This is a genomic window from Streptacidiphilus alkalitolerans, assembly GCF_042511045.1.
Taxonomy (GTDB): Bacteria; Actinomycetota; Actinomycetes; order Streptomycetales; family Streptomycetaceae; genus Streptacidiphilus; species Streptacidiphilus alkalitolerans.
Genome location: NZ_JBHEZX010000013.1, coordinates 140,139 through 166,550 on the forward strand (window position 1 = coordinate 140,139; position 26,412 = coordinate 166,550).

Annotated in this window: 21 protein-coding genes and 2 pseudogenes; 13 read left to right on the top strand and 10 right to left on the bottom strand. The window is 69.2% G+C overall.

Features of this window, described 5'->3' with window-relative positions; all coding sequences use genetic code 11:
* Positions 1 to 3: 3 nt before the first annotated feature.
* A complete protein-coding gene (locus ACEZDG_RS26630) occupies positions 4 to 1,218 on the top strand; it encodes a pyridoxal phosphate-dependent aminotransferase (protein ID WP_380513926.1) in 1,215 nt (404 codons plus the stop codon).
* A 111-nt stretch (positions 1,219 to 1,329) separates the two neighbouring features.
* Entirely contained in the window at positions 1,330 to 1,791 is a 462-nt protein-coding gene (locus tag ACEZDG_RS26635) for an SCO4983 family protein (protein ID WP_380513928.1), read from the top strand.
* Positions 1,792 to 1,832: 41 nt separating this feature from the next.
* Here ACEZDG_RS26635 and ACEZDG_RS26640 read toward each other — a convergent pair whose 3' ends face one another.
* Positions 1,833 to 3,665 carry a phosphoenolpyruvate carboxykinase (GTP) gene (locus ACEZDG_RS26640; RefSeq protein WP_380513930.1) on the bottom strand — a complete coding sequence of 611 codons (1,833 nt, stop codon included), beginning with the start codon at positions 3,663 to 3,665 and terminating at the stop codon, positions 1,833 to 1,835.
* Positions 3,666 to 3,918: 253 nt separating this feature from the next.
* On the opposite strand from ACEZDG_RS26640, the gene trhA reads away from it, so the two are divergent.
* The 3 genes from trhA to ACEZDG_RS26655 all read left to right on the top strand — a co-directional run bounded on the left by trhA (position 3,919) and on the right by ACEZDG_RS26655 (position 6,987).
* Positions 3,919 to 4,587, top strand: a complete 669-nt coding sequence (gene trhA, locus ACEZDG_RS26645; RefSeq protein WP_380513932.1) for a PAQR family membrane homeostasis protein TrhA — start codon at positions 3,919 to 3,921, stop codon at positions 4,585 to 4,587.
* An 85-nt stretch (positions 4,588 to 4,672) separates the two neighbouring features.
* The gene (locus ACEZDG_RS26650; RefSeq protein ID WP_380513934.1) at positions 4,673 to 6,262 is read left to right on the top strand and encodes an MFS transporter; all 1,590 of its coding nucleotides are present in this window, start codon (positions 4,673 to 4,675) and stop codon (positions 6,260 to 6,262) included.
* On the top strand, positions 6,259 to 6,987 hold the full coding sequence (locus tag ACEZDG_RS26655) for a TetR family transcriptional regulator (protein WP_380513936.1): 729 nt from the start codon (positions 6,259 to 6,261) through the stop codon (positions 6,985 to 6,987). The genes ACEZDG_RS26650 and ACEZDG_RS26655 overlap by 4 nt, the downstream gene beginning before the upstream one ends.
* A gap of 27 nt (positions 6,988 to 7,014) precedes the next feature.
* On the opposite strand, the gene ACEZDG_RS26660 is transcribed toward ACEZDG_RS26655, so the two are convergent.
* Together ACEZDG_RS26660 and ACEZDG_RS26665 are read right to left on the bottom strand one after the other, a co-directional pair.
* A complete protein-coding gene (locus ACEZDG_RS26660; RefSeq protein ID WP_380513938.1) occupies positions 7,015 to 7,866 on the bottom strand; it encodes a GNAT family N-acetyltransferase in 852 nt (283 codons plus the stop codon).
* A 42-nt stretch (positions 7,867 to 7,908) separates the two neighbouring features.
* A pseudogene (locus ACEZDG_RS26665) lies at positions 7,909 to 10,004 on the bottom strand (thioredoxin domain-containing protein).
* Positions 10,005 to 10,264: 260 nt separating this feature from the next.
* On the opposite strand from ACEZDG_RS26665, the pseudogene ACEZDG_RS26670 reads away from it, so the two are divergent.
* A pseudogene (locus ACEZDG_RS26670) lies at positions 10,265 to 10,614 on the top strand (transposase); the annotation flags it as partial.
* Positions 10,615 to 10,684: 70 nt separating this feature from the next.
* Here the strand turns inward: ACEZDG_RS26670 and ACEZDG_RS26675 are convergent.
* On the bottom strand, positions 10,685 to 11,107 hold the full coding sequence (locus ACEZDG_RS26675) for a hypothetical protein (protein ID WP_380513940.1): 423 nt from the start codon (positions 11,105 to 11,107) through the stop codon (positions 10,685 to 10,687).
* Between the two features lie 239 nt (positions 11,108 to 11,346).
* The gene (locus ACEZDG_RS26680) at positions 11,347 to 11,910 is read right to left on the bottom strand and encodes an RNA polymerase sigma factor (RefSeq protein ID WP_380513942.1); all 564 of its coding nucleotides are present in this window, start codon (positions 11,908 to 11,910) and stop codon (positions 11,347 to 11,349) included.
* Between the two features lie 486 nt (positions 11,911 to 12,396).
* Here ACEZDG_RS26680 and ACEZDG_RS26685 point away from each other — a divergent pair, with 486 nt between their 5' ends.
* From ACEZDG_RS26685 to ACEZDG_RS26710, 6 genes are all read left to right on the top strand, one after another.
* Positions 12,397 to 13,746 carry an AlbA family DNA-binding domain-containing protein gene (locus ACEZDG_RS26685; protein WP_380513944.1) on the top strand — a complete coding sequence of 450 codons (1,350 nt, stop codon included), beginning with the start codon at positions 12,397 to 12,399 and terminating at the stop codon, positions 13,744 to 13,746.
* Between the two features lie 114 nt (positions 13,747 to 13,860).
* Complete coding sequence (locus ACEZDG_RS26690) at positions 13,861 to 15,006, top strand: hypothetical protein (RefSeq protein ID WP_380513946.1); 1,146 nt, start codon at positions 13,861 to 13,863, stop codon at positions 15,004 to 15,006.
* An 89-nt stretch (positions 15,007 to 15,095) separates the two neighbouring features.
* Complete coding sequence (locus ACEZDG_RS26695; protein WP_380513948.1) at positions 15,096 to 16,136, top strand: ATP-binding protein; 1,041 nt, start codon at positions 15,096 to 15,098, stop codon at positions 16,134 to 16,136.
* Between the two features lie 236 nt (positions 16,137 to 16,372).
* Positions 16,373 to 17,767: a DUF1254 domain-containing protein gene (locus ACEZDG_RS26700; protein WP_380513950.1), complete on the top strand. Its 1,395-nt coding sequence runs from the start codon at positions 16,373 to 16,375 to the stop codon at positions 17,765 to 17,767.
* A gap of 61 nt (positions 17,768 to 17,828) precedes the next feature.
* Positions 17,829 to 19,169: a DUF1254 domain-containing protein gene (locus tag ACEZDG_RS26705; protein WP_380513952.1), complete on the top strand. Its 1,341-nt coding sequence runs from the start codon at positions 17,829 to 17,831 to the stop codon at positions 19,167 to 19,169.
* On the top strand, positions 19,162 to 19,839 hold the full coding sequence (locus tag ACEZDG_RS26710) for a GAP family protein (RefSeq protein WP_380513954.1): 678 nt from the start codon (positions 19,162 to 19,164) through the stop codon (positions 19,837 to 19,839). Before ACEZDG_RS26705 ends, ACEZDG_RS26710 begins: the two co-directional genes overlap by 8 nt.
* Before the next feature lie 513 nt (positions 19,840 to 20,352).
* Here ACEZDG_RS26710 and ACEZDG_RS26715 read toward each other — a convergent pair.
* Positions 20,353 to 20,703 (bottom strand): hypothetical protein, encoded by a 351-nt coding sequence (locus tag ACEZDG_RS26715; RefSeq protein WP_380513956.1) that lies wholly within the window; start codon positions 20,701 to 20,703, stop codon positions 20,353 to 20,355.
* 39 nt (positions 20,704 to 20,742) lie between these two features.
* Positions 20,743 to 22,308 carry a Na+/H+ antiporter gene (locus ACEZDG_RS26720; protein ID WP_380513958.1) on the bottom strand — a complete coding sequence of 522 codons (1,566 nt, stop codon included), beginning with the start codon at positions 22,306 to 22,308 and terminating at the stop codon, positions 20,743 to 20,745.
* An 86-nt stretch (positions 22,309 to 22,394) separates the two neighbouring features.
* On the opposite strand from ACEZDG_RS26720, the gene ACEZDG_RS26725 reads away from it, so the two are divergent.
* Entirely contained in the window at positions 22,395 to 22,694 is a 300-nt protein-coding gene (locus ACEZDG_RS26725; protein WP_380513960.1) for a hypothetical protein, read from the top strand.
* Between the two features lie 1,222 nt (positions 22,695 to 23,916).
* Here the strand turns inward: ACEZDG_RS26725 and ACEZDG_RS26730 are convergent.
* The 3 genes from ACEZDG_RS26730 to ACEZDG_RS26740 all read right to left on the bottom strand — a co-directional run bounded on the left by ACEZDG_RS26730 (position 23,917) and on the right by ACEZDG_RS26740 (position 26,282).
* Entirely contained in the window at positions 23,917 to 24,534 is a 618-nt protein-coding gene (locus ACEZDG_RS26730) for a DUF6461 domain-containing protein (RefSeq protein WP_380513963.1), read from the bottom strand.
* A gap of 10 nt (positions 24,535 to 24,544) precedes the next feature.
* Positions 24,545 to 25,126, bottom strand: a complete 582-nt coding sequence (locus ACEZDG_RS26735; protein WP_380513965.1) for a DUF6461 domain-containing protein — start codon at positions 25,124 to 25,126, stop codon at positions 24,545 to 24,547.
* A gap of 400 nt (positions 25,127 to 25,526) precedes the next feature.
* Positions 25,527 to 26,282, bottom strand: a complete 756-nt coding sequence (locus ACEZDG_RS26740) for a hypothetical protein (RefSeq protein WP_380513967.1) — start codon at positions 26,280 to 26,282, stop codon at positions 25,527 to 25,529.
* Positions 26,283 to 26,412 lie beyond the last annotated feature (130 nt).

Genomic DNA, 26,412 nt, shown 5'->3' on the forward strand with positions numbered 1-26,412 from the left:
TCCATGCAGGTAATCCAGTCCAGCAAGCTCGCCAATGTCTGCTACGACATCCGCGGACCGATCCTCGACGAGGCCATGCGGCTCGAGGAGCAGGGCCATCGGATCCTCAAGCTGAACACCGGGAACCCGGCACCCTTCGGCTTCGAGGCACCCCCGGAGATCCTGCAGGACATCCTGCGCAACCTCTCCACCGCACACGGCTACGGCGACTCCAAGGGCCTGCTGGCGGCCCGCCGCGCCGTGGTGATGCACTACGAGGACCGCGGCTTCGAGGAGCTGACGGTCGACGACGTCTACATCGGCAACGGCGTCTCCGAGCTGATCCAGATGTCGATGCAGGCGCTGCTGGACGACGGCGACGAGGTGCTGGTCCCGGCCCCCGACTACCCGCTGTGGACCGCCTCGGTGAGCCTGGCCGGCGGCACCGCCGTCCACTACCGCTGCGACGAGCAGGCGGACTGGTACCCGGACCTGGCCGACATCGAGGCCAAGGTCACCGACCGCACCCGCGGCATCGTGGTGATCAACCCCAACAACCCGACCGGCGCGGTCTACGACGACGAACTGCTGCGCGGCCTCACCGACATCGCCCGCCGGCACAACCTGATCGTCTACTCGGACGAGATCTACGACAAGATCCTCTACGACGACGCCACGCACACCCCCACCGCGCTGTTCGCCCCCGACCTGCTCTGCCTCACCTTCAACGGCCTGTCCAAGGCCTACCGGGTGGCCGGGTTCCGCTCCGGCTGGATGACCATCTCCGGCCCCAAGGAGCACGCCCGCAGCTACATCGAGGGCCTGAGCATCCTGGCCAACATGCGGCTCTGCGCCAATATGCCGGCCCAGCACGCCATCGCCGCCGCGCTCGGCGGCCGGCAGTCGATCAAGGACCTGATCCTGCCCGGCGGGCGACTGCTGGAGCAGCGCGACGCGGCCTGGAAGCTGCTCAACGACATCCCCGGCGTCTCCTGCGTCAAGCCCAAGGGCGCGCTCTACGCCTTCCCCCGGCTCGACCCCAAGGTCCACAAGATCAAGGACGACGCCCAGCTGGTGCTGGACCTGCTGAAGCAGCAGCACATCTTCGTGGTCCAGGGCACCGGCTTCAACTGGCCGGATCCGGACCACTTCCGCCTGGTGACCCTGCCCCGGGCGGAGGAGCTCACCGACGCGGTCACCCGGATCGGCACCTTCCTGGACGGCTACAAGCAGCCCTGACCCGACATCCATAACCCAGCGTCACCAAAACGTGGGACACCATCCAGTTTAGACTCGATCTAAGTTAGGATGGCGTCCCACAACCCTTTCCGCCTGCCCCGAGGGCGCCCCATGTACGAGCAGCCCAAGACCGTCCCGGCGCACCGGCACGCACCGGTGCGCGCCCACAACAGCAGCCTGCATGCCCAGAACCAGCAGCCGCCCGGGTCCGGCACGGCCGCGAACACCGTCGGCGCCCAGCTCACCGGCCATCTCGCGGCGCTGCACGCGGCCACCGCGGCGGTCCGCCGGGCCACCGCCGAGCCCGCCCGGCAGGCCGAGCTCGACGCCGCGCTGGAGCAGATCGCGGCCAGGATCAGCGCACTGTCCCCGACCGCCGCGGTGATCCGCTCCGAGGCGGCCCACGACCAGGCAAAGCCGGCGGAGGAACTGCACGAGCACGCCCACGCCCTGGCCGGACGGCTGCTGGTGGTCGCGGCGGCCCGGCAGGACACCGCGACCGCGATGCTGGCGTGCCGCCGCATGGATGCCCACGCGGCGGCGCTCCAGGCCGCCGGCCGAGCGACCGGCTGACCGCCCGACCGCCCGACCGTCCGTCCGACTGCTCGGCTCGCTCAGCCGAGCCGGGCCACCAGCTTGTCGTACTCCTCCCACAGCTCCTTCGGCGTGTGCTCGCCGAACAGCTCCAGGTGCTCGGGGATCAGGGCGGCCTCCTGCCGCCAGATCTCCGGGTCCACGCTGAGCAGCAGATCCAGGTCGGCCTCGCCGATGTCGAGGCCGTCCAGGTCCAGCGCCGCGCGGGTCGGCAGCACGCCGATGGGGGTCTCCACCCCGTCCGCGCCGCCCTGCAGCCGCTCGACGATCCACTTGAGCACGCGGCTGTTCTCGCCGAAGCCCGGCCAGACGAACTTTCCGTCGGCGTTCTTGCGGAACCAGTTCACGTAGTAGATCTTCGGCAGCTTGGCGGCGTCCGCCTGCTGGCCCAGCTTCACCCAGTGGGCGAAGTAGTCGCCCATGTTGTAGCCGCAGAACGGCAGCATGGCGAAGGGGTCCCGGCGCAGCTCGCCGACCGTGCCCTCGGCCGCCGCGGTCTTCTCGCTGGCGACGTTGGCGCCCAGGAAGACGCCGTGCTGCCAGTCGAAGGACTCGGTGACCAGCGGGACCGCGCTGGCGCGGCGTCCGCCGAAGAGGATCGCCGAGATCGGCACCCCGGCCGGGTCCTCCCACTCCGGGGCGATGATCGGGCACTGCGAGGCGGGGACGGTGAACCGCGCGTTGGGGTGCGCGGCCGGGGTCCCGGACTCCGGCGTCCAGCTGTTGCCGCGCCAGTCGGTGAGGTGCGCCGGGGGCTCCTCGGTGAGGCCCTCCCACCACACGTCGCCGTCGTCGGTCAGCGCGACATTGGTGAAGACCGTGTTGCCCCACATCGAGTCGACGGCATTCGCGTTGGTGTCCGCACCGGTGCCCGGGGCGACGCCGAAGAAGCCGAACTCGGGGTTGATGGCGTGCAGCCGGCCGTCGGCGGCGAAGCGCATCCAGGCGATGTCGTCGCCGATGGTCTCCACCTTCCAGCCCGGGATCGTGGGCTGGAGCATCGCCAGGTTGGTCTTGCCGCAGGCGCTCGGGAAGGCCGCGGTGACGTAGACGGGCTCGGCCGTCCCGCCGCCGCGGGTCGGCGGGGTGAGCTTGAGGATCAGCATGTGCTCGGCCAGCCAGCCCTCGTCCCGGGCCATGGTCGAGGCGATCCGCAGGGCGTAGCACTTCTTGCCGAGCAGCGCGTTGCCGCCGTAGCCGGAGCCGTACGACCAAATCTCGCGGGTCTCCGGGAAGTGCGAGATGTACTTGGTGCTGTTGCAGGGCCAGGAGACGTCCTGCTGTCCTTCGGCGAGCGGCGCGCCCAGGCTGTGCACAGCCTTGACGAAGTCGCCGTCCTCACCGAGGAAGTCCAGCACCGCCTGTCCCATCCGGGTCATCACCCGCATGGAGACGGCGACATAGGCGGAGTCCGTGATCTCGACGCCGCACGCGGCGAGAGGGGATCCGACCGGCCCCATGCTGAACGGGACGACATACATCGTCCGTCCACGCATCGAACCCTCGAACAGTTCACCGAAGACCGCCCGCATCTCCGCGGGGGCCTTCCAGTGGTTGGTGGGTCCGGCGTCCTGCTCGCGCTCGGAGCAGATGAAGGTGCGGTCCTCGACCCGGGCGACGTCGCTCGGGTCGGATGCCGCGTAGTAGGAGTTGGGTCGCTTCTCGGGATTCAGCCGGGTGAACGTTCCCTTGTCGACCAGGAGTTCACAAAGGCGCTGGTACTCGGCTTCAGAGCCGTCGCACCACTCGATACGGTCGGGCTGGGTGAGCTCTGCGATCTCCTGGACCCAGGCGAGCAACCGTTTGTGCTGCGTGGGCGCGGAGGTGGACAGGGCAGAGTTCTCGTACGACACGATCGCTCCGTTTCGCACCGAATCGTCCTTGATCCGGTGGCGTGATTGAGGGTCTTGGCAGCGTAACGCCGATATTCCTAAAGCGACATACCGCCCCCGAGCGGCGAAAGTGACCCAGCCCACAGGAGAGCGCTCCCCCCGGGTGACGAATGCCGACATCAGCGGCATACGCGCAGGGTGCGAGTGATGATTCACACCTTCGGACAGCCCTCTACTAATGAGTAACCTACGGTTCCGTAGGTATGGTGGGCCCATGACCGACGCCGTGAGCTCCTTCCTCGAGCCCGTCAAGCCCAAACTGCGCGGCTGGCTGCACGCCGGGATGTTCCCCGCGTCCATCGCCGCCGGGATCGTGCTGATCTGCCTGGCCGGCTCGGAACGGGCGCGGATCGCCTGCGCCGTCTACTCCGCCTCGGCCTGGATGCTTTTCGGCATCAGCGCGCTGTACCACCGCTTCACCTGGGGCCCGCGCGGCGAGGCGATCCTGCGGCGGCTGGACCACAGCAACATCTTCCTGATCATCGCCGGGAGCTACACCCCCTTCACCATCCTGCTGCTGCACGGCGGACGGCAGCAGCTGCTGCTCTGGCTGGTCTGGATCGGCGCGCTGGCCGGCATCGCCTTCCGGGTCTTCTGGGTCGGCGCGCCGCGCTGGCTCTACACCCCCTGCTACCTCGCCCTGGGCTGGGCGGCGGTGTTCTTCCTGCCCGACTTCCTGCGCACCGGCGGCATCGCCGTGGTGGTGCTGCTGGTGATCGGCGGACTGCTCTACAGCGCCGGCGGCGTCATCTACGGCATCAAGCGGCCCAACCCCTCACCCCGCTGGTTCGGCTTCCACGAGGTGTTCCACCTCTGCACGCTGGCGGCCTTCACGGTCCAGTACGTGGGCGTCTCCCTGATCGCCTACACGGTCGTCGCCTAGGGTCTGCGACGGTCGCGTGTTGACGGCTACCGTCTTTTGAGAGTTACTGTCATAAGACAGAATCACTCAGAAGACGGAGTCTGCCATGAGCGCACCCACTGCTGCGCACCTCACCACCCCGATCGAGCCGGTCGCCCCGGTGCCCCGTCGCTGGTGGGCGCTCGGGGCCATCTGCCTCAGCGTGCTGGTACTCGGCTTCGACGGCACCATCCTCAACGTCGCCCTCCCCGACCTGGCCGTGCAGCTGCATGCCGACACCGGCCAGCTGCAGTGGATCGTGGACGCCTACCTGGTGGTCTTCGCCGCCGCGATGCTGCCGGCCGGGCTGCTCGGCGACCGCTTCGGGCGGCGGAAGATGCTGATCGGCGGCCTGCTGCTGTTCGGCGCCGCCTCACTGGTCGGCACCTTCGCCGACTCCGCCGACACCCTGATCGCCGTCCGGGCCCTGATGGGCCTCGGCGGGGCGCTGATCATGCCGCTGGGCATGGCCATCATCCCCAGCCTGTTCCCGCCGAACGAGCGCGCCCGCGCCGTCGCCGTGATGACCTCGGGCATGGCCCTGGGCATGCCGCTCGGCCCGATCATCGGCGGCGCGCTGCTGAACCACTTCTGGTGGGGCTCGATCTTCCTGATCAACATCCCGCTGATCGCCGTCGGCATCCTCGCCCTGGTGCTGCTGGTCCCCGAGTCCCGCAACCCGGCCGTCCCGCGGGTGGACCTGCCCAGCGCGCTGCTCGGCGTGACCGGCCTCGGCGCGCTCACCTTCGGCATCATCCAGGGCCCCACCGACGGCTGGGGCAGCCTCACCGTCATCGGCACCCTGGTCGGCGCGGTCGTACTGCTGACCGGCCTAGTGCTGCGCGAGCGCTCCCAGCCGCACCCCATGCTCGACCTCACCCTGCTCGCCGACCGGGGCTACCGCTGGAACACCCTGGCCACGGTGCTGGTCACCTTTGTGCTGATGGGCGCGCTGTTTGTGCTGCCGCAGTACCTGCAGTCGGTGCTCGGCAACGACGCCCTCGGTACCGGCGTCCGGATGATGCCGCTGATGGGCGGGCTGCTGGTGGCCGCGCGGCTGTCCGAGAAGCTGGTCGCCAAGGTCTCCGTCCGCTGGGTGGTCACCGGCGGACTGCTGCTGCTCGCCGCGGCCCTGTTCCTCGGCAGCAGCACCGGTGTCGCCGACGGCTACGGCTGGACCGCGCTCTGGCTCGCCGTACTCGGCCTCGGCATGGGCCTCACCATGGTCCCGGCGATGGGCGCGGCGATGGCCGCGCTGCCCGAGGACCGGGCCGGGGTCGGCTCGGGGCTGCTGCAGACGCTCCGTCAGTCCGCCAGCGCCATCGGCGTCGCCCTGCTCGGCAGCCTGCTGGCGGGCGTCTACACCGACCACCTCGACACCGGCAGCCTGCCCGCCTCGGCCGCCCACGCCGCGCGCGGCTCGGTCTCCGCCGCCCAGGCGATCGCCGACGCCACCCACAACACCGCGCTGGCCGCGTCCGCGCACAGCGCCTTCCTGCAGGGCATGGGCACGGTGCTGCTGGTCTGCGGCATCGCGGCGCTGCTGTCCGCACTGCTGGTGGCCCTGCGGATGCCCGGACGCGCCGCGGCGGGCGGCGATGGCGCCGTCGACGTCGTCGCCAAGCCCGCGGGTGATCACGCACAATCAGAGGCATGAGTACCGGAATGACCCCCGCCCCGGCCCCGGTTACGGCCCCTGCCCCGGCCCCGGCGGGTGCGGTCGACATAGAGGACCTGCTCGCGGCCCCGCTGGGGCTGCGGGAACGCAAGAAGCTGAAGACCCGCCGCGGGATCCGCGCGGAGGCCTTCCGCCTCTTCCGTGAACAGGGCTACGACAGCACCACGGTGGACCAGATCGCCGCCGCGGCCGACGTCTCCCCGAGCACCTTCTTCCGGTACTTCCCCACCAAGGAAGACCTGATCATCACGGACGACTACGACCCGCTGATGGTGTCGGGGCTCCGGAGCCGGCCGCCCGGCGAACCGCTGCTGGAATCCATCCGGCAGACCCTGATCCCGGCGCTGCGCACGGTGATGGCCGCCGAACGCGAGGAGATGATGTTCCGGACCCGGATGCTGCGCACCAACCAGGCGATCCGCGACCGCAGCGCCGGCGAGATGATGCGCACCCGCGACCTCATGGTCGGCGTCCTGGCCGAACGCGAGGGCGAGCGGGGCGAGCAGGGCGAACAGGGCAAGGGCTGCAAGCGGGGCAGGGGGGCCGGGCAGGTGGACCTGCTCGCGCTGCGCGCCACCGTCGCCGCCGTCCTCGCCGCGTGCGGCGAGGCCGTGGACCACTGGGCCAGCACCGACGGCGCGGAGGACATCGCCGACGTGGTGGAACGCGCGCTGGACGCGGTGACAGCAGCCTTCCAGCAGTAACGGCGGTAACGGCGGCCGGGGCGGGCGCTAGGGGCGGAAGTCCAGGGTCACCCAGTCGTCCACCGGACGGTAGCCGAGCCGCTGGTAGAGGGCGTTGCTGGTGGGGTTCGCCAGGTCGGTGAACAGCAGCACCTCCTTCGCCCCCGCGGTCATCAGCGCCGCGCTCGCCGCGGCCGTCGCCCCCGCCGCGTAGCCGCGTCCGCGCAGCTCCGGCGGGGTGTAGACCGGCGAGACCCGACCCTGCCCCAGCACCACCGCGGTGAACCCGGCCATGGCCACCGGCTCCCCCGCGACCTGCCACAGCGCCAGCTGCCCCGCCCTCACCCGGCGGCCCACCGCCGTGGTGAAGTCCCGGCGCTCCTCCCCGATGTCGACCGCGAACTCCGCGAACCAGCGCGCGACCAGCAGCACATCGCGCACGGTCGCCAGCCTGGGCTCGGCCTCGTCGTCCATCGGCGGCAGCAGCAGTTCGTCCAGCCGGTACAGCCGCTGCTTGCGGAACACCGACCAGCGGCCCTGCCTGGCCGTCCACTCCAGGGCCAGGCTGCGCGCCGCGTCGGTGCCGCCCGCCACACCGTCGATCTCGATGCCGCTGCTGCGCCACTTCAGTGCCAGCGCCCGGGCCGCCACGGTCGGCATCGGCCCGAGGTTGGGCCGGTTCGGCGGGGTGTGCACATACGCGCCCAGAACCGGACCGCCGGCCTCGGCCCGCCACCAGCCGAAGCGGGCCGGCAGCTCGCCGCCGAACGCGAACGGGCCCTCCCGCCGAGCCCGGTCGGCCACGCTGATGAGGACGGTGCTGCGCAGCGGGTCCGCCGCCAGGTAGTCACCCGCGGCGGCGTGGAACAGCTCGGCGTCGTGCGTGATCTCCCAGGCCATGGCTGATGTTCCTACACGCACGGCACCCCGCGCCAGCCCCCGCTACCCGACTTTCGCGGCCAGCTCCGCCGGATCGGTGACCGGGGCGTCACAGCTGAAGTGACGGCAGACATAGGCCGTGGGCCGGCCCTCCCGCAGCGGACGGTCGGCGAGCAGCGGGACCCCGGGAGTGTCCGGCTCCCCCACGGCGACCACCGCGCCCGGGGCGGTGCCCAGCAACGCCACCCGCCACAACGCGGCCGTGGCGTCGGCAGCGGCAGCGGCATCGGCATCGGCTCGGGCGTCGGCGGTCGCGGCCGTCGCGGCCGTCGGGCCGACCACGGCGATCTCGCGCGGGCCGTCGACCAGCGCCTCGGCGACGGCGAGACCCCAGCCGATGAACCGAGGGGCGCGCGGGCCCAGCGCCGTGACAACGCCCAACGCCCCCTCCGCGGCCGAGCGGTGCTTCGCCGACCCGGTCAGCGCGGCGTAGCCCAACAGCGCCCCGGCCGCGGCCGTCCACCCGGAGGGTGTGGCGTTGTCGGTCGGATCCTGCGGTCGCCGGATCAGCTTCTCCGCGTCAGCTGCCGTGTCGTACAAGGCTCCTGATGCACCATCAGCGAACTGCTCAAGCACCGTGTCGAGCAGCACCCCACTCCTGGTCAGCCAACTCACCTGCCCGGTAACGGAGTAGAGCGCGAGGAAACCTTCCGCCGTGTCGGCGTAGTCCTCCAGCACGCCCGCGTTGGCGCCCGCCCGTCCGTCCCGTGAGGTGCGCAACAGCCGTCCCTCCGGGGTGAGATGGACCGAGACCAGCAGCTCGGCGGCGGCGACTGCGGCCTCGACGTACTCGGGCCGGTCCAGCAGCGCCCCGGTCTCGGCGAGCGCGGCGATGGCGAGGCCGTTCCAAGCCGCGACGACCTTGTCGTCCCTGGCCGGGCGCGGCCGTTCCGCCCGTGCCGCCAGCAGCGCGGCCCGGACACCGGCGAACCACTCCGCGTCGGCAGGGTCCTGCGGCAGTTGCAGGACCGACATGCCCTGCTCGAACGTCCCCCGCTCGGTCACCGCGAACAGCGCCGCGGCCCGGCCGCCGTCCTCGGCCCCCAGCACCTCGGCCAGTTGCGCGGGCGTCCAGGCGTAGAAGACACCCTCGTGGTTGTGCCCGTCAGGGCCGGGGCTGTCGGCGTCCAGCGCGGAGGCGAACCCGCCTTCGGGGGTGCGGAGTTCGGCGAGCAGGAAGTCCGCGGTCTCCAGCGCGACCCGCCGCGCCAGCGCCGAACCGGTGGCCCGCCAGAGGTGCAGATACACCCGGAGCAGCAGCGCGTTGTCGTAGAGCATCTTCTCGAAGTGCGGCACCACCCACTCCGCGTCCACGGCGTAGCGGGCGAAGCCGCCGCCCAGCTGGTCGTAGATCCCGCCGCGGGCCATCGCCGCGCAGCTCTCCTCAGCCATCCGCAGCGCGTCGGCCGAGCCGGTGGCGGCATGGTGCCGCAGCAGGAACTCCAGCGTCATCGACGGCGGGAACTTCGGCGCCCCGCCGAACCCGCCGCGCTCCTCGTCGTAGGTCCGTCCGAGCTCCTGGACGGCCTGGTCCAGCACCGCCCGGTCCGGAGGCCGCTGACCGGTCGCGCCGTAGACGTCCCCACGCGCCGCCAGGTCCGCGGCGATCTGCGCCGACACCTGGGAGACCTCGTCCCGCCGGTCCGTCCAGGCGGCATGCACCCCCTCCAGCACCTGCCGGAACGAGGGCAGCCCGTGCCGGGGCGCGGGCGGAAAGTACGTCCCGAAGTAGAACGGCTCCCCACCGGGCGTCAGAAACACCGTCATCGGCCACCCGCCCTGCCCGGTGGCCGCCTGCACCGCCTCCATGTACACGGCGTCAATGTCCGGCCGCTCCTCCCGGTCCACCTTCACCGGCACGAACCGCTCATTGAGGTACCCGGCCAGTTCGGCGTCCTCAAAACTCTCGTGCGCCATCACATGGCACCAGTAAATTATCAGAAGCATAAGTGGCAGGACGCATAGCCCACACTCAAGAGAATGGGCACGTCCCGCCGCTTGGCTTCTGTCATCGCCTCCTGTCCCCATGGCCACCAATCCACCGGATTGGAAGCGTGCTGGAGCAGGTAGGGCGACGTCGCGGAGGCGAGTCGGTTCATACCGGCATCGTCGCACGCCCCGGGCCGTCCGACCTACGGCATCTGCAACTCCGTGTCGACCCCGAATTCTCGTCGGCGCCGACCGGCGACAGGAGGCACGGCGCCGCCCAAAACAGGAACAGCTCAGTCTTGCCTATGTCGCGGCTGTCGCTACGCAGGATCACGCCGCAAGATCGCCGAGGGCAAGACCTCGTCCGAGGCCCGCCGGGCCCTCAAGCGAAGCTGGCCAACGTGGTCCAGAGGATCATGAAACGCGACCATCGCGCCTGGTCGCCGCAGTCGGGCGGCCGCTGCCCGGCAATCGCAACGACTGCAAAGCGCGGGCCGAGTCCGGGGCGAAGGCCGCCGTCGGGCAGACGACGACGATCGCCGACGGCGGCTACCTGGGAACCAGCCTGCTGATCCCGCACCGACGCCCCGCCGACGGCGAGCTGTGCGACTGGAAGAAGGAGCACACCGCTCCCACAAGCAGGTCCGAGCCCGCGTCGAGCACGTCTTCGCCCGCATGAAGACCTGGAGAATCCTTCGCGACTGCCGCCTCAAGGGTGACGGCGTCCACCATGCCATGCTCAGCATCACCCGTCTTCACAACCTCAACCAGGTTGCGTAAGCGGACGGCACTCCAACCCGCAGCACAAGCCGCCACGCCTGAAGATCAATGACGGGACAGCCCTTAGCGGTCACCTCTCCGTCTCCTCCGCAGACGCCCCCCTATTCGCCGGACCGTCCGCCTCACGGGTGTCGTACGCCTTCCTGCAGCCTTCGAGCAGTCTCATTGCGGCGCTACTGGAGCGCCTATCCCGGGAAGTTGCCGTCGGAGGGATAAAGGTGGCTGCGAAGTCCTCGACTCCTGCCAGGCGGTCAGGAACGATGACAAATGAGTCAGAAGGGCTTACGTCGTCGCCCACTGAGTAGCAAACGTGGTCGTCCTCCGGGGTGTCCTGATCCTGACGCAGTACTTCTAGGTAGTCAGCCGCGTCGCGATCGCCGAGTAGCGCGGCTCGGGACCACCAGTGGAGGGCGACGTCGTCGAGGTCGAGAAGCTCGAAAATTTCGGCGATCCGCCGGTTTCGAGGCGCATCGTCAGGGGCTTCTACGTGCATGCACAGGAGTCGGCGCAGTTCAATTGTGGCGCTACGTCGCCACCGCACAGATTCCAGCAGCGCAAGTGGCCCTTCGGCTCCATCGTGCGGAGAGCTCTCGGGATGCAGTCCCCGCGGCAATTTGCGACCGGAACGATCGGCCGGCGACATGCTTGAAGCGACCACCTCGTCCAGCGAGAGGTAGAGATTCCACAGCGCTTCGAAGCGGCGTTCTTCGTAAGTGCCCGGGTCTCGTGTGATCATCGCGCCACGTCCTTCCCCGCAGATACGAGCATCGTCTCCAATGTCTTCGTCGCAGCGCGCAGGTAGCGACCGACGCTCTCGGGCTTGACGCCCATCGCCTCAGCGACATCTGCGATCGGCATCTCGTGCAAGTAGAGCAGCGTAACCGCACGCTGCTGCTGGGGAGGAAGACGCTCAATAGCCTCCAGTGCCAGCACAGAGAGGTCGGACAGTTCTTCCGCACCGGGGATGCTGCCGTACGTGGTGCGAGCAACAGCGTCCGGCAGGCTAGCGCTCGGCTCCACCCGGCCGCACCCGTTGCGCCGGTAGAGGTCGACGACCGCACTGCGTACTGCCTTTCGCGCGTAGGTGTGCAGGCTTCCCTCGCGGAGCGAAATGCGGTCCCATAACCGGAACATCCGCAGGAAAGTGTCCTGCAGGATGTCTTCAGCGGTGTGGAAGTCGCTGCCAGCTTCCCGTAGCGCCAACGGCCACAGGCGGTCCGTACTCTTCACCACGAAGTCGACGAAATCGGTCGAGGCCGCCTGCGATCGCGCGTCGGGAGCCGGATCTTCTGTCACGCAACACGCTCCAATGCCGAACGGCCGACCGGGCTGTTGCTCGGGGCCGGGGTACGTACGGCCCACAGCAGTGCCCCGCCCTCGAAGTGAACTGCGGTGCCGCCGAAGTTCAGCACCTGAATCACCTGTGTGAGGGTCGCACGCCGTTCCCTCTCAATAGCCACGGCATGGCGTTGAAGAAGGACCTTGTCGACGGACGCGAGTAGCCGCCGCCCGATGCACAGCGCTAGCAGAGCGATCGGGCAGGCTGTCGCGCATGACGTGATAGAGGGCGAAATGATCACCTAGTCACCTCTCGGGTAGCGCGCTGATGCGCGATGACGGTCTCTCACCCATAGACACGCTGGAGGGATCGGTATTCCGGATGCCTGGTCGTATTTTTCGTCGCGCCGAGAGTACCGAGGGATGGGACGGCCTGCTCGGGCTGGCGCCAGCAAGCCTTCCGCTGCCGGAGCGAGTTGCGCACGGGGACACTAGCCTGTGGGGATGCTGTATCGCTCACGCAGGATCGAAGACCTCTTCGGCGGCATCCTCAACTCGCTCTCCTATCAGGACATCCTGGATCTGATTGGCCATCAGGATGCAGCAGAGGCAGAAGACCTGGACTACAAGACCGCCCACTACGCTCTCGACGACAAGGGGCGAGAAGAGCTGGCCAAGGATGTGACCGCTCTGGCGAACCACCTCGGTGGGGTCCTGGTCCTGGGCATGGCGGAGGTCTCCGGCGTCCCCTCCAAGGCGCGCGACGTCGACCTGGACGACCGCCATCTGCGCCACATGCAGCAGGTCGTCTCCAGCAACACAGCTCCACCAGTTCGCTACGAAGTCCTACGCAAGGAGAACCCCTCCAGCCCCGGTCACGGATTCATGCTCCTGACGGTCCCCCGCAGCCCCTACGGACCGCACGCCATCACCGTGCCGCCAGCCAAGGCGAGCCAGCACGTCCTGCGCTACCCGCGCCGCTCAGGCAGCAAGACCGACTGGCTGTCCGAAGCGACAGTCGCCACCGCCTACCGCGAACGCTTCCTCCAAGGCGGGGCCCGCGAGGAACGCCTGGCCGAGGTCGAACGCAACCTCCTCGTGGCCGTCCGACGCCGTGTAGCCCCGAACCTCTTGCTGGTCATTACCCCAGAGTCCCCGGGCGACATGACGATCAACCAGGAGTCCTTCACCCGGCACCGCAATGAACTACTACAGACACAGCCCTACCTTGGAGTTCAAGGCACCCCCTTCGGCGCCGTCCACGTCGGATCCCGGCGCCTGATCGCCGAGCAGCCCGACTATCACGGCAAGGGCGTCTACACACAGCTGCACCGCGACGGGTCCGGTGCAGCCGCGGTGCCGCTGTCCTGCCACACCGAATTCGACGACAAGATCCAGACCGTACAGGTCGACGAAGTGGCGCACGGCCTGCTCTCCGCCCTGGTCCTGCTTGCACGGCACGCCCGCGACCGCGCGGGTGCCGCTGGCACTGCCCTACTCAAGGCCTCACTGGTCGACGAGCTGCCCAGCCATCCCAATTCACTTCCCATTGCCCGGGACCGGACACAGTACGCACTCACCCTTACGGCCCCTGGCGGCCCCATGACACGAGGAACGCTCTCGTGTGCGTGCGCCCAAGCCTCTGCAACCGCCCTCCTGGACGACTTGGCGGACGCCGGAGCCCCACTCGTGCAGGCCGCTTCCCATCTGGCGGACGAACTCGTCCAGGCCTACGGACTGCCGGAGGCCCACGCCCTGACCGCGGCCGGAGAGATCCGCTTGTCCGGCTGGTCTACGACGCTCAGCCCTGTCATCGCGGTCTGGGCCGCAGCGAACAACGTAACCTGCCTGTAGGGATCAGCGAGCCTGGGGGCGCAGGCCATTGCGACCTACCGGTGGATTCCCCCGTGAACCTACGCCACCGAAACTCGTGTGTCCCAGGTTAGAGGCTCTGCCAGACTTGTCCTTGTGACGTCTGACTCCCGCTTCCACTCCCAAAGCTTCGAGGTTTCCTGGCCGCTGTGGATCGTCCGCGCCGAACTCGACCGCCTCATTTCAGCCAGCACCGGACCCAGCTCCCGGCGTGCGACCTGGTCGAGCGAGTGCGAGCTCTTCCTGACGGAGGCATTCACCTCCGAAGAGCCTGCGGAGGAATTTACCGGCATCACAGGAAGCCTGAGCGCCTTCACGAGGACGTGGGACGAGTCTCCGGACGCCCAGATCGATTGGCTCAAGGACCTCCATGCGGCAGTAGACGGCCTGCCCACCCCCGCGCCCCGACTGCCGTACTGGTCGGAGCGGCGCGGACAGGTGAAGAAGCCCCTGCTAACCGACTTGGACGCCACGTCACGTAGCTTCGCATCGTTGATCAGCAAGCTGTCTGACGCAGGCTACTTCGCCTGGGCATTCGGGGAAGCGTGTGTCGACGGCGGGTTCGATGGGGATCTTGGCTCGGATGCTGCGGCAGAGATGCACCGCCTACTCGGCCGGGAGCAACTGTGGCCGGTGTCCAGGCATGCCAGCGCCTACAGCCTCGATGATCTGTGCGATGTCATCGAGTTCCTAGCCGATCAAGTGCGCCGGCCCCTTCGCCGCCGCTACCACGAATTCTCCGGATGCGGATGGCACCACGAAGGCGGATATTCCGCCGACCGGGGCCTGCAGACCTACCGGTGGCGTGTCAATCAGATCCTGGACCAGAGCGTGCTTGGGCTGACCCTGGCCAGCAGCGGCCGCCTGGAAACCCTCGCGCCTAACCATCTCGAAGACCTCGTCGCGGCCGTCCGCACTGCCGCGAACGTCCACGATGCCGACGCGACGGAGCTGCAACACGCCCTGGCGCAGTTCAGGGCGCGCGGCGCAACGCAGATGGACAAGCGGCAAGCCGTCATCGCGCTCGCCGGCATCCTGGAGCGCCGACGAGCGCTGGTCAAGGACCAACTGCTCAGCAAGGACGAAGGCGCACTGTTCCAGATCGCCAACCAGTTCGGCATTCGCCACCAGGACGCCAAGCAGCAAACCAAGTACGACGCCGGCCTGTACCTGGACTGGATCTTCTACTGGTACACCGCAACGATCGACCTGACGAACAGGATCGTCGCAGGACAGTCTTAGGCAATGGCCATAGTGGTATCCGGGCGCACTACAGGAAGGGAAGCCACGTGGCCGTGCCAAAGTCTGTCGCGTTCGACAGGAGGGACCACGTGCTCGTCCTGCCTGGCGGCGATGAGCGCCGAGGCTACGACGGAGACAATTTCCTGCTCCACGCCGACGACTTGGACGGGATGCGCCCCACTGATCTGAGAGCGGCCTTGAAGCGGGCCATGGACGGCGACGACGTCACGGTGAACATCACACTCGACGACCGCCTTGATGAAGACCTCTCCATCGCGGAACCTGTCGCACTCTCCTATGCCCATGGACAGCTGCTGGTCACCCTGTGCTTCAGCACCGATCACCATGATGTCGAGGAGGAGAGAATCGCCGAGCTTCTTGGGTCCGTCCTTCGGCCCTACCTCCAACGCAACCGTTCGACACTGGCTGGAGTGGAGCTCGACCCCTTCGATCCATCTATCTGGAACATCACCCTTGCGTGCTCGACTCGCGGCCGGGACGCCGCCGAGATGTTCCGCGTGGGCGAAGGGGCGTTGGCCCTTCTTGTCGCCTACGACACAGGCAAGCCGTCCCGCGAAACGACCCTGGACCTGCTGCGCTCAGGCAACGCCCACGTACTGATCGGCCAGGAGGAAGGCCCCTGGCTCGATGTCAAGGCCGACCACTACAACCTCCAGACACCCCACGGAAAAATCTCCATCGCGCAGGCTGTCTCCCGCTTCGCCAACGCCGAAAACGGCGGCATCGTGGTCGTCGGCATCCGCGGCAAGAAGGTCCCGGGCGGGGAGATCATCAGCAGTATCTGTCCGGTGCCGGTGGACGGCCGGACGCTGCGTCAGTACCAGGACGCGATCGAAAAGTACCTGTACCCGCCGCCGGACTTCTTGGATATCGAGGCCGTGCCGGTGAACGGCGGCAGCCTGATCGTCCTGCACGTCCCCGCGCAGCCCGAAGAACTCAAGCCGTTCCTCGTGCACGGAGCCATCGTCGACGGGCGCGTTGAGGGCGCCTTCATCAGCATCGTGCGCCGCCGGGGAGAATCCTCGATTCCGATCACAGCGCCCGCGGTCCACGCCACCCTGGCTGCCGGACGCGCCTTGCTGCGCCGCGGCGAACTGCCCAAGGACTAGGTTCGGCTCCGCCCGGTCGCAGTTCAGCGCGCAAGGGTGGGGGCGGGGGCTCCGGACCGCGCGGGGCCGCCTGTAGGCGCTGTCCCGGCGATTGGTCAGGGAGTCCCCTGTCAGCGGGCGCTCAGCCGCGTCTGCTCTTCTCTGTCCAGCCATCGATCTGCAGATTTCGGTCAGTCCCCCCGGCCGGTCGGATCGTGCGGATGCGGTAGCGGTGGGTGCCGCCTACCGTCGCTGCTATGGACGAAGGTGCGCTGATTCCCGGCCGACTGGCCGATGTAGTTATCGAGGACGGCCTGCCGCGGCGAGCGGACCTGCCGCTTGTCTTCGATGAGCTGGACTACCAGCTGGCGTGCCAGGTGTACCTGTGGGCGCTGCCGATGGTGGACTTCGCCCAGTGGCAGCAGGTGCACACCGAGGAGTTCCAGGCGGGCCCGTTCGACCTGGTGGTCTATCGCAGTTACCGGGACCGGCTGGGCATCATCACCGCCAACGCCACCACGCCGTACATCATGAACTTCATCAAACTTGGCGCCACCGGCCCGGTGGTGATCGAGCTGCCGCCCGGCCCGACTGCCGGCGGCGTCAGCGACTTCTGGCAGCGCGAGGTCGGCGCTATGGGCGAGATGGGTCCCGACCAGGGCAAAGGCGGCACCTACCTGGTACTGCCGCCCGACACCCCGGCCCCGCCCGGCGTCACGGCCGACCACGTGCTGGAGTCCAGCGGGATGAACATCTTCTTCGGGTTCCGCACCTTGGACCCCGACCCTGCCCGCGCGCAGGCATTGGTCGACCAGGTGCGGATCTACCCGGCGGGCCGTCGGGAGCAGACCGCGCCCACCCGCTTGGTATCGCCGGACGGCCGCCCCTGGTCGGCGGATCAGCCGCGCGGGGTGGACTACTTCCGGGCTCTGCACCGGATCTACCAGTCCGAGATCGTCGACGAGCGCGACCGCTTCTACCTGGCGATGCTGCGCCAGCTGGGCATCGAGAAGGGCAAACCCTTCGCCCCCGACGAGCGCCTGTCCCGCATCCTGGAGCAGGGGGCGGCGGCAGGGCGGCTGATGGCCCAGGCCAACAGCTTCGCCAAGCGGTTCGAGGGCTCGCGCTGGTGGCCCGACCGCCAGTGGGACCTGGCAACCATGCTGGAGCGCTCCGACCAGCGCGCCGAGCACCACGACCAGTTGCTGGAGCGCGCGGCGTGGTTCTTCGAGGCCGTCACCTTCTCCGCCGCCATGCGCTCCCAGACCCGCGGCCTGGGGCAGGCCTACCTGGGGACCTACACCGACGCCACCGGTGCCTGGCTGGACGGCGGCCGCTCCTACACCCTCCACGTGCCGGCCGATCCGCCCGCCAAGCTGTTCTGGTCGGTGACCGTCTACGACGCCGACACCCGCTGCCTGATCGACAACCCCCAGCAGCGCGGCGACCGCGGCTCACGCGACACCGACCTGCTGCACAACCAGGACGGCTCTGTCGACCTGCACTTCGGCCCCACTCCGCCGCCAGGAGGCGAGGCCAACTGGGTGCAAACCGTCCCCGGCCGCCCCTGGTTCTCCTACCTGCGCCTGTACGGCCCCCTGGAGCCCTACTTCGACCGCAGCTGGAAGCTCGGCGACATCCATTCGGCGTAAGCACACCGCCCTCCCGCGCCCCAGAAGCACAAGCCGCCCACCAGCACGAAGGACCGCCCCCATGACCACGACCGATGCCATCGCCCCTGTCCGCCCTGAGGATGCGCGCCGCATCGCCGCCGACGGCTGGGTATGGGGCTTCGCCCTGGTCGAGAACTACCGCACCATGTACCCGCAGGCCATCGACGCCGACGACCACCGCTACGTCGGCGGCTTCGGCACCTTCCGGCACTACCCGCAGCCGTTCACCCCCGCCAACACCGACGTGGTCACCCCCAACAACGACACCCCCTACTCCTGGGCCTGGCTGGACCTGCGCACCGAACCGTGGGTGCTCTCCGTCCCCGCCACCGACCGCTACCACGTGCTGCCCCTGCACGACCTGGACACCCCCTACGTCGGCTTCATCGGCTCACGCACCACCGGCGACAGCGCCGGGGACTACCTGGTAACCGGCCCAGGTCGGACCGGCCCGGTGCCGGACGGCCTCGCCGGAGTACTGCGGGCGGACACCCAGCTGGTGGGCATCCTCGGACGCGCCTACCTCGCCGGGCCACAGGACGTGGACGCGCTCAAGGCCGTGCAGCAGCAGTACCTGCTGCGCCCGCTGTCCGAGTTCACCGACGCCGAGCGGCCCGAACCCGCAGTGGAGCCGCAGTGGCCGGTCTGGCGCGAAGAGGCCCGCGAGAGCGTGGAGTTCTTCACCTACCTGGACTTCCTGCTCCAGTTCGTCCCCGTCCGCGAGGACGTCCGCCGACTGCGCGCCGACCTGGCCCGCCTCGGTATCGACGGCACAGGCAGTTTCGAGCCGGGTGCGCTGTCACCGGAGCTGCGCGAGGCACTGGCCCAGGGCATGGACGACGGCCGCGCCCGGCTGCGCGAGGCCGAGGCCGCGCACCCCTCCTCTGCCGGGCTCTTCGGCACCCGCGCAGAACTGGGCGATGACTTCCTGCTCCGCGCGGTAGGCGTGGACAAGGGACTCTACGGCCTGCCTACGGCGGAAGCCTGGTACGGCGGCTGGCTCACGGACACTGCGGGCAACCGGCCCCCGAATGCCGCAGCCCGCGACTACACCGTCCACTTCACTGCCGACCAGCTACCCAAGGCCCGGTTCTTCTGGTCCGCCACCCTGTACCGGCTTCCCGAGCGCCTGCTGGTCGACAACCCGATCGACCGCTACTCCATCGGCGACCGCACTCCCGGCCTGGTCTACGACGCCGACGGCGGCCTGACCCTGTACGTCCAGCACACCCGGCCTGCTGACCCCGACCAGGCCGCGAACTGGCTTCCAGCTCCAGCGGGGCCCTTCACCGTCATCACCCGCATCTACGGGCCCGCCTCCGCCGTCCTGGACGGCACCTGGCAACTGCCGGACCTGACCGCAGCTCCCGACCGTGGGTGACGCCATCGGGCAGATGCTGCCCTCAGCCGTGGGCATCGCCATCAGCCCCCTGCCACTGATCGCTGTCATCCTCATGCTCGCCACGCCCAACGGCCGCACCAACGGCATCGCCTTCGCCGCCGGCTGGACCGGAGCCCTGGGCATTGCCACCGCCGCCCTGGCGCTGCTCGGCTCCGGCGCCGACGCGTCCAGCGGAGACGGGACTCCGGCCACCTGGGCCAGCTGGCTCAAGCTCGCCTTGGGCCTGCTGTTCGCCCTGCTCGCGGTCAAGCAGTTCACCTCACGCCCCCACCAGGGCCAGGAAGCCGCAACCCCCGGGTGGATGAAGGCCATCGACCAGTTCACTCCCGCCAAGGCCGCCGCCCTGTCCGCAACCCTCGCCGTGGCGAACCCGAAAAACTTGGTCCTGGTCGTCGGCGGAGCCCTCGCCATCGCCGGCAGCACAGCAGGAACCGGCGGCAAGACCGTCGCCGGGATCGTCATGGTGCTGATCGCCTCGCTGTGCACCACCGTGCCCCTGGCCGTCTACCTCTTCGGCGGCCAGCGCGCCACCACTACCCTCGACAGCTGGAAGGCGTGGATGTCCGCCCACAACTCCGCGATCATGACCGTCGTCCTAGCCGTCCTAGGCGCCAAGTACATCGGCGACGCCATCACCGCCCTCACCTGACACACCGCAGAAGGGACATCAACGCCCACGCGCACCGGTCGGGAGAAGTCCCCGGCAATGACAACCGCCCTCTGGTCGGGCGTGAGGGCGAAGCTGCGACGGTGGTGGACATCAATCCAGCGATCTGGCGAGCATCGCTAGGACTCGCGGCCATCTGGCAGCTGGCGGACCGCACCCGCGCCAGTCGTGACCTTCACCGAGGCAGGTGACCGCAACGGCTCTTTCATCCTGCCTGCTCGCCCACTACGCTGCCTTACAAGTGCCACTGGCACCACAGAAATGATGAGAAATGAGATTCAGGTATCGATGAACATTGCTACCCTGCACCATATTTGACTGCGTCTCAGGGAATTTCCGGCAGTCCGATGTTCCATGAGTCAACGCCCATGAAGCAATCTACTCAACCTGACGGCCAATCAGGATGGCATCTTGTCTGCTCCAAGCGACCCTTCCGGGCCCCAGCCAACCGCGTCAGTCGACCCGGACTGCCCTGGCCTTGGAGTCGACTCCTGCTCACAGGGGGTGGTCGCTGTGGGCAATTAGTCGGTCCAGGCCCAGTTCACGCATGTGGGCGCGGGTGCGGGAGTCGGCCCGGTGGACGGTGACGGCGGCTGCGGGGTCGTGGGTGCGGGCCGCGCGCAGCAGGGCGAAGAGCAGGATGGCGGCGGCGGCCGCACTGAGCGCGTTGGCCTGGTCGACGTCCAGGTGCACCTCGCGGGTGTCCGCCGTCACGAGCCCGGCGACTGTGTCCGCGATGTTCTGGGCCGCGTCGGCGTCAACCACGCCGTGGATGCTGGCCCGCACCTGGCCGGGGTCTGCCGGGTGCAGGTGCAGGTGCAGCATACGGCGGCCCTGATAGGTCATGGACTTCTCTCCTTTGCAAGGTCAGGTTCGTTGCGGGGTCTAGCGGCTGACGCTGATGCCGGACTCCTCCAGGTCCAGGTCGTGTTGCAGTTGGCGCCGGGTGCTGTCGCTGATCTGGTGGCTGTCGTACATCCCCTGCAGCTCGGTGCTCTGCACGGCGATGACCTCACGCCGCAGCTGCTGGTACACGTGCAGGAACGACGCCTGCTCGGTACTGGGGTCGCGCAGATCCTGGGCCAGGCTGTGGCGCAGGCGCGCGTCCAAGGCCAGGCGCACCCGCTCCAGGGCAGCTTGGGGGGCCGCATCGAGGTCGGCGAGCTGGTCCAGGTAGGCCAGGCCCGCGCGGGCCAGCCGCTGGCGGGCATGCTCCTGCTCGCGGGCGGTGTCCTGGGGCTCCAGCGCCAGGCCGGAGCGGTTCACCAGCGGGGCCAGGCTCAGTCCCTGGACGACCAGGGTGAACACCACCACCGCGGTGGTCAGCACCAGCACCAGTGCGCGACCCGGCAGCACGCTGCCGTCGTCGGCGACCAGGGGGATGGACAGGGCTGCGGCCAGCGGCATCACGCCTCGCGTGCCGGCCCAGGTCACCACGGCGGCCACCCGCCACGAGGCCGCACCCTCGACCGGTTGGACGACCCTGGACAGCGGCCACACCCACAGCACCCGCAACCCGATCAGCACCGCGGCCAGGGCCAGCGCCTGCAGCGGCCATGCCCCGGAGCCCGGCGGCAGGTCGCGGACCATGGTGGGCAGTTCCAGGCCGATGATCGCGAAGACCACGCTCTCCAGCAAGAACACCACCACCGAGTACACCGCCTGCAACTGCAACCGGATCCGCGCGTCGCCCAGCCGGTACCCCGAGCGGCCCAGGACCACCCCGGCCACCACCACGGCAGTCACCCCCGAGGTGTGGGCGCCTTCGGCCAGGACGTATGCGCCGTAAGGGGTGACCAGGGCGACCACCGTCTCCAAAATTGGGTCGGCGGTCCGGCCCCGCAGGAGCGCAACCAGAGCGGCCACGGCCGCGCCGATGACGCTGCCGCCCCCGGCCAGCAGGAAGAACTCGCCGCCGGCCTTGGGCCAGCTGACCGCACTAGCGGCCACGGCCAAGCCGACTGCGACCTTGAACAGCACCAGCGAGGTGGCGTCGTTGAACAGACTCTCGGCCTGCACCATGGTCTGCACCCGCCCCGGCAGAGCCAGCCTGCGCCCCAGCGCGGTGACCGCAACCGGGTCAGTGCTGGCCAACACTGCGCCCAGCACCAGCGCCATCGGCGCGGTCAAATGCGTCAGCGCCACTGCGAGGACCCCGACGGCGGCGGCCGAGGCCAGCACCAAGCCCAGCGCCAGCACGGCCACCGGTCGCCACACGATCTTCAGGTCACGCAGCGACATCTCCTCCGCCGACGCGTACAGCAACGGCGGCAGCACCACCAGCGCGATGGTCTGCGGAGCGATGTGCAGCGGCGGGGTGCCCGGTATCAGCGCCACCACCAGACCGGCGATGACCAGCAGCGAGGGTGCCGGGATCCGCCAGCGCCGCGCGCCGGTGGCCACCAGCGTGGCCAGGACCACCAGAACGAGAACAGTGCCGACCGCGCGCATTTCGGGATCCCCGCATCGTCACCGGGGTCCCTGCCGCACCACCGCGGCAGATCCATCCCCAGGCCGACCAGACTTCCCGGCACACCGTGAACGTATCTTATCCAATCCTTAGCACCGGAAGGGGTGGTCATCCTCGGCTGGTCGCAAAGACCCGGCCTGCAGATTGCTACGGACCGGTCCCCGGACCGGTCCCCGACGCGCAGGCGCAACGCCACTGGTCCGCGGCCCTCGACCAGTACCAGCAGGCCGCCACCGACTGCGAGGCCGGTGTCGCCGGCAAGAACCAGGCCCTCATCACCAAAGTCGGCACAGACAGCCACACCGCATCGGGTGACCTGGACCTCGCGACGGCCCGGATCATGTGGATCATCAACGGGGCAGCGTGATCCCGGTCCCTTGCCGTTGCGGCATTGCGTTGTTGGAGGTCCGGGAGGCGCGGGCCCGGGAGGATCTGGAGTCGTGGCTGGAAATGCTGCGGGAGGCCGAGGTGCAGGCGGAGGCGGCGCGGCAGCGTTTGGAGCATGCGCGGATCGCCCGCGAGGAGGTGGCGCGCATGTTCGCCGAAGGCACGGCTGCGGACCGCGACGGTGACGGGGCTTCACCTCCACCCGCCGTGGCGGCAGAGCCCTTCGCAGGGCCGGCGCCCGCAGCGCGGTCGGTACAGCGGCGCACCGTGCCGGAGCGCCAACGGGGCACCACCACAGCGGGCCACTGGTAGAAGCAGGGCCCTCACGCGCCGGACACGGCCAGGATCCGAACCCTGGCCCCGCCACCGGGGACCGCATGGGATCTCCGGCTGCACCAGCGCCCTCGCTCACGAGGCGACCCGTCCGGGTGGCCGCAATCCCCCGCACAGACGATCTTGACGGGTGCACGGGTGAACCGCCCCCACCGCCCATGACCCCCGGCCCCGTTGGACGTTGCACCGGACGTGACTGACACCGGCATCCTCCCAATACTGACCAGCACGACCGCAACGGCCGCGGACCCGGGCGCGGATACCACGCCCGGCGTCATAGTCCTGCACTCCTGCACCACCAGCGGCGAACGCATCACCCTGCACCTGGCCGGCGAGACCGACCACTTCACCGCCACCCCCCTGCGCGTGATACTCGCCAGCGCCGCAGCCCAGGGCTACACCCACCTGACACTGGACACCTCTCACCCGAGAGCGCATGCAACCCTTAGTTGTCACGTATGCGCAGGTCAAGGCCACTTCTCAATGGCTTCCGGCATAGCTGAACCCCGGCGCGGCGACAGCAGTCGCGCATCAGGTATTCGGAGCCGGAGAACGGGCCGACGGGGCCCCGACCCCACGTGGATCAACCGAGCGCGCTGGGTAGCAGGCCTCGACGAGACGCTCCCCACTCACCCCCGCGTCTGAGCGAAGGACCAGGAATAGAGCCTCCGCCGGCTCTCGGGTGACGGTGGCGGGAGGTCGGAGGAGCGGCCGCTCCCAGCGAGGAATCCGTTGAGGTAGTCGGGGGGCGAAAAGGCAGTCGGTTGGGGACGAGGGTTTCGGCGCCGCGAGATCCGCGACGCCTTCGTCTCATTGGACTGCATGCTCATCCGCTGGTGGCGGCGCAAGAAGGCCACCGGTTGACCGCTTTACGAACTCGATGTCTGGTTCCACTCGCTGAGCACTCCGGCGGTCAGCGCGCTGTGCAACACGGCCCCACGTGGCAGGTCTACTCCGAATTCCGACTCGGCCAACGCGAGTACCCGCAGCAGCGGGCGGTCGATGTCGATGCCGTGCTCGAAGGGCGTCCTGCCGTCGGGCAGGACCAGGCCGGCGCGCTGCAGGGCCGGCAGCAGCCGGTCCGGGTCGGCGCCCGACCGCTCGTGCTCCGCCCCGGGCTCGAACTCGCACACGACCTGCCCGTCCTCGGCGAACGCGAATCGCATGTCGCGATTGACGGTGCACCACCACTCCACAGCCACCGTGCCGATCGACAGACTGCACACCGCTGCATCGGGACCGCGTCGCACGGGGCCGTTCTCCACAACTCCGTAAGCCCACCCCGCGCTGCCTCCCGCCCTTACCGCGATGCCGTCGAACTGCGCCTCCACGGCATCCACCTCGAACCGCGTGACCGGCCCACCCACCGGCGTCACGGGACCTAGACGCCGGACCAGTTCGACGGGGTCCAGGTCTCGAGCGAACACCGCCCAATAGCCGAGGTCGAACTGGTCTTCTGTCTCAAGCCACTGAACACCGTCTGCCATGCGCCCAAGGCTACGGGCTGTGCTGGCGCAGGTGGTACATCGGTAGCTTCCCGTCGAGGACCTGACGCCGCGGCAGGCGCAGGCCGAAGTGGTCCTCGATCGCGAGCATGGTCAACCGCATGCCGCGCCGGTCCAGTTGCGGCCCGGAGGGCAGGACACCCAGCGCCTCCAACGCAGGGACCAGCAGGCCCGGTTCCGCACCGTAGCGCCGTGCTTCCTCACCCACGCCGAAGCCGGTGACGTGCGCACCATCGAGGTAGTGCTGGAAGTGCGAGGGCGGGCTCCACGGCGTCAGCGTGAAGTTGACCGCAGCCACGCCACCGCGTGACACCGCGGCGAGGCCTCCAGTGGTAGCACCGACGGCGTCGCCGTACTCCACTGCGAAGGCCCACCCGGCCGCCTCGCCCACCCGGGCGACGCGGCGCGCCCCGCTGCCAAGGGCCTCCCGCGCGTCCTGCGCCGACCTGGGGCGCGCGTCCTGGCCAGGGACGAAACCGAGTCGCGAGGCCAGCGAGGCCGGCGGTATGCCGCTCGCGAAGGTCACGCAGTCGACCAGGTACGGCTCCAGCAGCCACCCGATGCCGTCGGACACGGCTGTAACCCCCTCCACCGGCGATGCTCTCTGTTCAGGCAGCAGACTCGCACACGGCAGTGACAAGCCGGATGTCCGTGCGGGCGAGAACGCGTCCGGCCGTCGGAGCCTTGACGCATGAGGCTGGGCCCCGATCGCAGCGTGCACTACACCCGTCCCCGGGGGGCCTTGCGTGTTCATCGCCCTTGTCGAAGCACCTCAACCGCCGCTGGCGGGGCCACTACCGTCGACATCTGCAAGCGGTGCAGGGGGCCGTCGCGGCGACAGTGGCCGTACATACGGCGCGACCACTTGGTCACGCGACATCCCGGCGAACCCGTCCCTGTCCCTGGCGCATGGCGGCTCTATTTACCGCCGACAAGCCGCTGAACAGGGAAAAAGCAGAACGCTCACGGGAGTGCTAGCAGGTGATCGGCGGCCACGGCGGCAGTGGCCCGCCGCAGTGCCGCGCCGCGATTTCAGCACGCCACCGCACCTCCGTGGTCCGGCGCGCAAAGCCCGCGACCGCTACTGCGTCGTCGAAGACGTACGTGCAGGCATCCGCTTCGGTCAGCCCGACCGCGATGAACCAGGGGCGACGTCCGCGCTCGCCGGTGTTGGCAAGCCACCATGTGCCGTCGGGCCCGGGGGCAGCCATGAGGTTGGCGTCGGGGACGGGCGCGGGGTCGAAGCCGCCCAGGTGCCAGCCCAGGCTTCGCCCCACGGGCTGGAACGCGGTGTGCAGTTCGGCAGCGGTCATCTGCGCCTCGCCCCGCGCCCGACGACCCGCCCAGCTGTGGTCCCAGCGCGCGCGCAGCGTGGCGAGCTCCGGGTGCGCACGGGTGGCTTCGATGTCCCTGTCCTGCTGCCCGCGCGCCCACTCCTGCTGCCACACAGCCGTGGCCTCGGCGAACGGCATCGCGTCGGCGCGGGTCAGCTCGCGGTAGAACGCTGCGCACCCCTGACGCTCGGAATCGAAAGTGCTGAGACAGGTGGTGAACCCGAACGTGGCCTCCGCCCCGCCGTAGACCCGCCACTGCTGCTGAGGGCCGGCTACCAGCGCGATGCCGCCGTCACGGGCCCACAGACCCGGCGCATTGCCGCGGCCGGGAAGCAGGTACTCGGAAGGATCGACACCCGCCGAGCGGAGGGCCAGGTCGAGTCTGCTGATGTCCACGCGTTCGCCACTTCCCTGACGCATCCGTTGGCCTTGAACGATCGGCGATCATGGCACGGACTGTATCCGCTGGTCGAACGCCTGCGCTTGCAGCCGGCGGTCACAGGGCCGTCCCGGTCGGCGGTGGCCA

Coding starts and splice junctions, on each gene's coding strand:
- ACEZDG_RS26715 (WP_380513956.1), bottom strand. CDS start 20,703: ATGACCTATCAGGGCCGCCGTATGCTGCACCTGCACCTGCACCCGGCA.
- ACEZDG_RS26730 (WP_380513963.1), bottom strand. CDS start 24,534: ATGGCAGACGGTGTTCAGTGGCTTGAGACAGAAGACCAGTTCGACCTC.
- ACEZDG_RS26635 (WP_380513928.1), top strand. CDS start 1,330: ATGTACGAGCAGCCCAAGACCGTCCCGGCGCACCGGCACGCACCGGTG.
- ACEZDG_RS26700 (WP_380513950.1), top strand. CDS start 16,373: ATGGACGAAGGTGCGCTGATTCCCGGCCGACTGGCCGATGTAGTTATC.
- ACEZDG_RS26685 (WP_380513944.1), top strand. CDS start 12,397: ATGCTGTATCGCTCACGCAGGATCGAAGACCTCTTCGGCGGCATCCTC.
- trhA (WP_380513932.1), top strand. CDS start 3,919: ATGACCGACGCCGTGAGCTCCTTCCTCGAGCCCGTCAAGCCCAAACTG.
- ACEZDG_RS26705 (WP_380513952.1), top strand. CDS start 17,829: ATGACCACGACCGATGCCATCGCCCCTGTCCGCCCTGAGGATGCGCGC.
- ACEZDG_RS26660 (WP_380513938.1), bottom strand. CDS start 7,866: ATGGCCTGGGAGATCACGCACGACGCCGAGCTGTTCCACGCCGCCGCG.
- ACEZDG_RS26720 (WP_380513958.1), bottom strand. CDS start 22,308: ATGCGCGCGGTCGGCACTGTTCTCGTTCTGGTGGTCCTGGCCACGCTG.
- ACEZDG_RS26675 (WP_380513940.1), bottom strand. CDS start 11,107: ATGCACGTAGAAGCCCCTGACGATGCGCCTCGAAACCGGCGGATCGCC.
- ACEZDG_RS26630 (WP_380513926.1), top strand. CDS start 4: ATGCAGGTAATCCAGTCCAGCAAGCTCGCCAATGTCTGCTACGACATC.
- ACEZDG_RS26655 (WP_380513936.1), top strand. CDS start 6,259: ATGAGTACCGGAATGACCCCCGCCCCGGCCCCGGTTACGGCCCCTGCC.
- ACEZDG_RS26650 (WP_380513934.1), top strand. CDS start 4,673: ATGAGCGCACCCACTGCTGCGCACCTCACCACCCCGATCGAGCCGGTC.